The sequence below is a fragment of the Kitasatospora sp. MY 5-36 genome (assembly GCF_001182915.1).
In the GTDB taxonomy this organism is placed as follows: domain Bacteria; phylum Actinomycetota; class Actinomycetes; order Streptomycetales; family Streptomycetaceae; genus Kitasatospora.
In genome coordinates, this window is record NZ_LFVW01000551.1 from 1 (window position 1) to 7,848 (window position 7,848).

A 7,848-nucleotide genomic window follows, 5' to 3' on the forward strand; every position below is an offset into this window, starting at 1 on the left:
CCCGGTGGGGCGCCGCCGGGCTGTCCGTCGCGCCGGCGGCCGGGGCCAAGGCCGCCAGCAGGCCCGCGCCTGCGAGCGCGATGATCGCCGACCGCCCGACCGGGCGCCGCCACCGTCGACCCTTCGAGCCGAGTCTCCCGCGCCTCGGATCCGCCGTCCCGTCCGCCATGCCGTCCTCCCGAAGTCGACCGACGGATGCGATCAACACCCGTCACAACAAAGACAGTTGACAGAGTGTCAGCCAGTAGCGTTACGAGGCGTCCACCTCAGGTCCGGAGCGTCTCCGCCCCGGGACCCATCTTCCCGCCCGGAGGACTCCACCTCAGGTCGAAGGCCGCCCCCGACGGATCCCTGAGGCCTCGGTCGGCCGAGTGGCCGGAGGCGTGAGGCCGAGGATGCTGCCACGCCCCGTCCGGGGGCTGTGGATCCCATGACATCAAAACGTAACGCTTCCGTGGAAAGTCGCCGGGCGTAAAGTCTTCCCCAACTCCTGCTAAATCTGGCATGTTTCCCTCAATTCCCGTGCGATCCCCCTCACGCACGGTCTGAATCGGAGGATACGTGTCACCCCTGATATCCCGGCGGCTCGGCCGCCCGGCCGCAGCCCTCGCCGTGCTCTCGGCCATGGCGCTCGCCACCCCCACCGCGTTCGCGACCGCCGCCACCACGACCACCACCCCCACCGTCCCCGGCGCCGTCTCCGCGCCGGCCGCCCAGGTTCCCGCGGCACAAGCCCCCGCCGCCCAGGCCCCCGCCGTTCCCGCCGCCGCGGGCGGCGCGGCGGGGTGGGCCGCCGGCACCCGTGCCTACCTGGTGATCAGCGCCCCCGCCGACATCGCCGCCGCCAAGGCCGCCGTCGCCGCCAAGGGCGGTACGGTCTTCTCGAGTTACGACCAGATCGGCGTCATCGTCGCCCACTCCACCAGCGCCGGCTTCGCCGCCGCGCTGCGCACCGTCACCGGCATCCAGCAGGTCGGCGCGACCCGCACCTCCGACGTGCCGGCCGACGCCTACAGCCCGGCGCTGCCCGCCAACCCGGCGCAGGCGACCACCACGCTCACCGAGTCCAACCGCTGGGACATGACGCAGATCAAGGCCGACCAGGCCTGGAGCGTCAGCACCGGCTCGCCGTCCGTCAAGGTCGGCGTGCTCGACACCGGCGTGGACGACCAGCACCAGGACCTCGCGCCGAACTTCGACGCCGCCGACTCGGTCTCCTGCGCCTACGGCAAGCCCGACGCCCGCACCGGCGCCTGGCGGGACGTGGACACCCACGGCACCCACGTCGCCGGCACCATCGCGGCCGCGAAGAACGGCAAGGGCGTCATCGGTGTCGCACCGGGCGTGAAGATCGCGTCGGTCCGGATCGCCGAGCCGACCAGCACCCTGTTCTACGCCGAGAACACCGTCTGCGGCTTCGTCTGGGCCGGCGACCACGGCTTCAAGGTCACCAACAACAGCTACTACACCGACCCCTGGCAGTTCAACTGCCCGAACGACCTCGACCAGGCGGCCATCATCGAGGGCGTCAAGCGCGCCCAGGAGTACGCCGAGGGCAAGGGCTCGCTGCAGGTCGCGGCGGCCGGCAACGCCAACTACGACCTGGCCAACAAGACCACCGACACCGAGAGCCCGAACGACTCCACCAAGGTCACCCGGACGATCACCAACGCCTGCATCGACATCCCCACCGAACTCCCCGGCGTGGTGACCGTCGCGGCCACGGGCAGCGGCAGCGGCAAGGCCTCCTACTCCAACTTCGGCCGGGGCGTCATCGACGTCGCGGCGCCCGGCGGTGACGGTGCCACCGGCGTCTACTCGACCCTGCCCGGCGGCAAGTACGGCACCAAGAACGGCACTTCGATGGCGTCCCCGCACGTCACCGGGGTGGCCGCGCTGATCGCGAGCGCCAACCCCTCGCTCACCCCGGCCGACATCCGGGCCCGGCTGGCGAGCCAGGCCAACGACCTGGCCTGCCCCGCCTCCGACAGCCGCTGCACCGGCACCACCGCCGACAACTCCTTCTTCGGCGAGGGCCAGGTCGACGCGCTGAAGGCGGTCGGCGGCGCCACCCAGCCCACCGGCACGTACTTCGAGAACACCGCCGACGTGGCGATCCCCGACAACACCACGGTGGAGAGCCCGATCACCGTCACCGGCGTCACCGGCAACGCCCCGGCGACGCTCAAGGTCGGCGTGGACATCAAGCACACCTACCGCGGCGACCTCGTCCTCTCCCTGGTCGCGCCCGACGGCACGGTCTACCTCCTGGAGGACTTCCCGAACAGCGACAGCACCGACAACGTCGCCAAGACCTACACCGTCAACGCCTCCGCGAGCGCGGCGAACGGTACCTGGAAGCTCCGGGTGAAGGACGGCGCCTCCGGCGACACCGGCACGATCGACGCCTGGAACCTCACCTTCTGATCCCGCGGTTCGGCCTGGCCGGCCGACGCCCGAGCGCGTCGGTCGGCCGGGAGCGTGCGCAGGACGCCGACCACCACCGGGGCGGGCGGCTCACCAGGCCCTGCTCCTATCTGCCGTCCTCGTCGGCCTCGTCGGCGTCGGGCGCCAGGCCGACCTCCTCGCGGTCCTCCTCGGTGCGCTCCTCGAGCTCGGCCTCGTCGGGGCGTCGCGGCAGGCCGCGGCCGTGGCCGGTGTCGGGGTCGCCCTCGACGTCCTTGTTCGACTTGTGGTGCGACATGGTTCCTCCTGGGCCGGTCGGCCCGCGGGCGGGTTCGCTGTTCTTCCCCCTCCTATCACCGCCCCTGGTCCGGCAGTCCGCAAGTCGGCTGGTAGGCCCGCGGCCGCGGGGCGGGACCGGTAGCCGGTGCGGAACCGGGTCGGCCCCAGAACTCCCGCAGGGCGGCGTTGGCGGCGGCGAGTTCCTGGGCGTGCGGCCTCCGCCGGCCCGGTCGCGGTCGTCCCACACGGTGACGTGCACGGCTGCCACGGGGCATTTTTCCGAAGCCGAGGAAGATCAACTCCCCTGAGGGCAGGATTCGGTGGTCAGCTCGACATCGACCGTGTCGAGCGGGGGCGGTGTCCGGGCGTCACGGTGCCCCCGCGCCGCTGGCGCGGGAGGTGGCGGCGACCAGGTCGTGGGCGATCCGGGCGGCGCCGTCCGCCTGTCGGGTGGGGGTGGCGGCCGGCCGGGCCCGGGTGCCGGACGGGCCGTTGAGGGCTTCGGCCAGGGCGCGGGCGATGGCGTGCTCCTCGGCGTCGGCGACCACCACATTGGGGCTGTCGGCGGCCTTCAGGTGGACGCGTTGGTCGTCGAAGTCGCGGACGCCGGGGACGGCCACCACCGGCACGCCGGAACGGACCAGTTCCTGCACGGTGTTGTACCCGGCGTGGGTGATCGCGGCGTCGGCGTGCCGGTACACGTCGTACGACGGCCCCAGGTACGGGCGGACCCGCACCGGCCCGGGCAGGCCGGGTGGCACGAGGACGGCTCCGTCGAAGTGCGGGCCGGTGAGCACCAGGACGTCGACGCCGGCGGGGCGTCCGCGCGTGAACGCGCGGATGCCGTGCAGCGCGGCCGTGAGGAATCCGGGCGCGTCGTCGTGCCCGCCGCCGCCGGCCACCACCGCGACCCGGAGGGCGCGGGTTTCCTCGGGCCAGGGCGACCGGTCGTCGAGCAGCGGCCGGACGACGTGGGGCACCCCCAGCACGCGCACCCCGTGGACGGTCTCCTCCGGTCCGGGCTCGCCCAGCAGGTAGATCGTGCCGATGGCGGGCGTGTGGCGGGAGACCCAGTGGGGCGGGTCGGGGCGGTTGCGCTGGAAGCGGTGCACCAGGAACTGGGGGCAGCCCAGTCGGGCGGCCTGGTCGTACAGCTCCCGCTGCACCGTCACGTCGTGCAGCACCACGTCGTCCGGCCGCAGCACCCAGGCGACCATGGCCCGGGCGAGACCGTGGTCCACCGCGGGGCCGGTCCCGTGCAGTGGCTCGCCGACCAGGCTGTCGGCGTCGGTGGGCAGGACGGTCTGGGCGAAGCCGTAGTCCTCGATCAGCCGTTGGGGCCGTTCGGTCAGCAGCAGGGAGTCCCGGCCCAGCCCGCGCAGTTCGCGGTGGACGGCGATCTGGCGGGAGACGTGGCCCAGCCCCCGGCCCCAGGTGAAGGAGACCACACGGCCGTTCACGGCTTCAGCCGCCGATCATCGACATGCTGCGGTCGGGCCGGACGAAGTCGGGGTGGTTGATCTTGTGTCCGGGCCACTTGTGCCAGAGCGCCTCGCGGACCAGCCGTTCCAGTTCGGCGTCGTCGGCACCGGAGCGGAGCGCGGTGCGCAGGTCGGTCTCCTCCAGCGCGAACAGGCAGACGCGGAAGGCGCCTTCGGCCGTGGTCCGCATGCGGTTGCAGCTGTCGCAGAAGGGCTTCGTCACCGAGGGGATGAAGCCCAGGACCCCCGGCGCCCCGTCGGCGAAGCGGAAGGAGGTGGCCGGCTGCGGCGCGTCCTGGACGACGGGGGCCAGGTCGTAGGCCGCGGAGACCGCCGCCAGCGTCTCGGCGGCCGGGACGACCTTCTCCCGCTCCCAGGTCCGCTCCGCGTCCAGCGGCATGTACTCGATGAAGCGCACGTCGTAGCCGCCTTCCCGCGCCAGGCGGGCGAAGTCGACGGCCTCGTCCTCGTTGCTGCCGCGGATCACCACACAGTTGATCTTGATCGGGTCGAATCCGGCCTCGCGGGCCGCCTCCAGCCCCGCGGTCACCTTGTCGAAGGCGTCCCGACGGGTCATCTCGGCGTAGCGGTGCCTCATCAGGGAGTCGCAGGACACCGTGATCCTGCGCAGCCCCGCCTCCCGCAGGGGGCGGGCCAGGCGGTCCAGCAGCAGCCCGTTGGTGGTGATGGAGACGTCCACCCCCTCCAGCGCGCACACCCGGGCCACGATCTCGGGCAGTTCCCGGCGGACGGTCGGCTCCCCGCCGGTGATCTTGAAGTCGCGCACCCCGAGGGAGTGGAAGAGCCGGGCGAGCCGGTCGATCTCGTCGACGGTGAGGAGCTCCTCCTTCTCCAGCCAGGGCAGCCCCTCGGCCGGCATGCAGTAGGTGCACCGCAGATTGCACTTGTCGATCACGGAGATCCGGAGGTCGCCGCCGACCCGGCCGAACGTGTCGATGAGCGGGCCGCCGGTCGGGGCGGGTCCCGGATTGCGCCAGTCAGCCTTGGGCTTGGTCATGTCGGTCGGTCCTTCGGTCGGTGGAGCCGGTGCGTACGGGGAGCAGCTCCTCGAAGCGCGCCAGCACCTGGTCGGGGTTCAGCTCGGAGGTGTCGAGGTGGTGGACGGGGATCCGCGGGGCGAGCTCCTCGGCCACGTCCTCGAAGCACTGGGCCACCAGGGACACGTAGGAGCTGGTGAACGAGCGCTCCAGGACGCGGTCGCGGCGGCGCAGCCGGCGCATCAGCACGTCGGTACGGGCGGTCAGGTGGACCACCGCCTCGGGCGGCGGCAGCGCGGAGGTGATCAGGTGGTGGTAGCGGTAGTACGTCTCGTACTGCTGGGCGCTCAGGGCGCCGCTCAGCCGGAGCGCCTTGGCGTAGGCCAGCGAGCTGTGCACGTCCTGGTCCATGACGCCGCTCTCGCCGGTGCGGAGGTTCTGCAGGACCCGCAGCAGCAGGGTCTCCATCTGGCAGAAGAACCCCGAGCCGTCGTCCCCGCGCAGGTAGCGGGTCAGGTAGTTGTCCGGTCCCGGGTCCCGGTCCCGGTCCCGGTCCCGGCGCACCGGGACGATGTCCCGCACGTGCTCGGTGTCCGGGGCGCGGGCGGTGTGCCGCTTCAGCAGGGTGCTCTTGCCGACGGCGGGCGGGCCGATGACCACCACGCGGGCCGCTCCGTCCCTGCGCCACAGCGCGGGGACCGGATCGATCAGCCGCCGCGCCTCGTCCTCGATCTCGGCCACGGCACGGATCCCGCCGTCGTCCGCGGCGTCGTCGGGGCCGTGCCGCAGCAACTCGCCGACGCAGTACGCGGATGCCGCGTCGAGTCCAAGGCCCTCCCCGGTACCGGACTGCGGCGGGCTCCAGCGCAGGTCCGGGCCGGGTGCGGTACGCCGGGAGGCGCCCGCGTACCGGTGGACGAACACCCGCAGGTCGTGGGGCGCCTCCCCGTGGGGGCCGGGCGGGAGGTGGAGTTCGGTGAGGTAGCGCAGCCGGGCCGCGGCCACGCGCTGGCGGCAGGTGTGGCGGGCCACGGCCGCGGCGGTCTCCCGAGCGGTGCTGCCCGGTGGCACGACGGCCCAGGGCAGGCCGGGCCGCTCGTCGGCCGACCGCGGTTCGGTGAGCAGGACCCGGTCCTGCCCGTCGAGGATGACGCACGCGGCGCGGAGGTGGTCCGGGCGGTGCCGGGGTGGTAGTTCGGAGAGCATCACGGTCCTTGAGGTCGGTCGGAGACGGCCGGGGGCGGTCGGGGTCAGCCGGTGCCGACTGGTGGCGGCCCAGTCCTCGGGTACGCCCGGCGGGCCAGTTCCGCGAGGGCGAGCAGGGCGACCCGCTCCGCGAAGGCGACCGGGTCCACGGCCCGCCCGGCCTTCCGCACGGTCTCCCGGGGCGGCAGCAGCCAGGAGAACCGCACGTCACCGCCGAGCAGTGCGTGCAGGACGGCGTCCGGTGGTGCCGACGGGCGGGACAGCGCCGCCCGCACGTGGAAGTCGGGCTGTTCCACTGCCGGGTCCTCCGGCCTGGGGGCGGCCTCGACCAGACCGTGGAGCCGGCACCCGGGCGACTCCTGGAGGACCAGGGCCCGCAGGCCGTCGGACGGCCCCTCCAGCGGGGGCACGCCGAGCCACCAGCAGCGCTCGGCTCCGTCGGTCACGGCGGGGTCGGGACCGACCGGGCCGAGCAGTTCGCCGTCCCAGCCCCGGCGGGCCAGGTCGGCTCGGAGCCGTTCGGCCGAGACGGGGAACAGCGAGGCCGCACGCCACCGGGGCACCCGTACCCCGGGGGGAAGCGCCGCGGCTACCCGCCACCGGCGGACGGGAGAGCGCTCCATGTTCGCCAGCAACCGCCGGTAGGAGGAGTCCGGGAACCGCACCCCGCCACCGAGGTGGGGTTGGGCGTCCAGCAGGCTCGTCAGCACGAGCAGCCCCACGCCGTCGTCCGGCCCGGGCCCGGGCGCGGGCCACTCGCCGCGCCCGAGCACACCGAGGTAGTGCGTGCGACCGGCATCGGTGAAGGTCCCGGACGCGGCGGACGGGTCCTCGCCCAGCGCCAGGCAACGGGCGACGCGCGGCCAGAACCGGGGCGGCTGCTCCCCGGCCCGCGACTGCGGCCGGACGACCGGGGGAAGGGCACGGGCCGGCGGCGCGGAGGGCGGAAGCACCGGAAGCACCGAAGGCACCGGATGGTCCGGGAGCCGGGCGTCGAGTTCGTGGTCCAGCTCCACCAGCGCCGAACCGAGCCGGGCGCGCAGCAGGATCGCGAACAGCCCGATGCCCGACAGCATCACCGCCCCGGTGGCGGGGACCGGGTCATGCCGGCTGGTGACAACGGCGGGGCCGGCGTCGGGATCGGCCGCCGGCCCGGGCCGCACCTCGCGCAGCCGCCCTCCGTACTGCGCCGCGGAGTAGCCCAGGCGCCCGTCGAGCAGGTCGTCCAGATCCCTGACGGAGACCGCCAGTTCGACGTCCGGCACGCTCGCCGACGGCAGGGCGAACAGCGTGCCCTCGACGCCCAGCCGTACGGTCCGCTCCGCGAGCGGCTCCGCGCCGGCGCCCACCGTGACGAAGCGGTACGCGGTGGCGCGTAGCCGGCCCCGGGCGGCCGCGGCGAGCTCGGGCAGGCCGGGCACCGTCACCCGGCCGGAGGGGGCGTCAGCCCCGGGAAGCGCCGGGGGCCAGGGGAACAG

General features: G+C 73.9%; 5 protein-coding genes and 1 pseudogene. 1 reads left to right on the forward strand and 5 read right to left on the reverse strand.

The features are described 5' to 3' along the window. Positions 1–624: 624 nt before the first annotated feature. A complete protein-coding gene (locus AE652_RS29755) occupies positions 625–2,427 on the forward strand; it encodes a S8 family serine peptidase (RefSeq protein ID WP_049657075.1) in 1,803 nt (600 codons plus the stop codon). Positions 2,428–2,533: 106 nt separating this feature from the next. On the opposite strand, the gene AE652_RS47520 is transcribed toward AE652_RS29755, so the two are convergent. The 5 genes and pseudogenes from AE652_RS47520 to AE652_RS29775 all read right to left on the reverse strand — a co-directional run. Then, positions 2,534–2,704: a hypothetical protein gene (locus AE652_RS47520; protein WP_181970411.1), complete on the reverse strand. Its 171-nt coding sequence runs from the start codon at positions 2,702–2,704 to the stop codon at positions 2,534–2,536. Between the two features lie 349 nt (positions 2,705–3,053). Continuing rightward, complete coding sequence (locus AE652_RS29760) at positions 3,054–4,145, reverse strand: glycosyltransferase (RefSeq protein WP_049657069.1); 1,092 nt, start codon at positions 4,143–4,145, stop codon at positions 3,054–3,056. 4 nt (positions 4,146–4,149) lie between these two features. Further along, positions 4,150–5,184: a GTP 3',8-cyclase MoaA gene (gene moaA, locus AE652_RS29765; protein WP_049657070.1), complete on the reverse strand. Its 1,035-nt coding sequence runs from the start codon at positions 5,182–5,184 to the stop codon at positions 4,150–4,152. Next, complete coding sequence (locus AE652_RS29770; protein WP_049657072.1) at positions 5,165–6,370, reverse strand: deoxynucleoside kinase; 1,206 nt, start codon at positions 6,368–6,370, stop codon at positions 5,165–5,167. The genes moaA and AE652_RS29770 overlap by 20 nt, the downstream gene beginning before the upstream one ends. 44 nt (positions 6,371–6,414) lie before the next feature. Next, a pseudogene (locus AE652_RS29775) lies at positions 6,415–7,848 on the reverse strand (hypothetical protein); the annotation flags it as partial.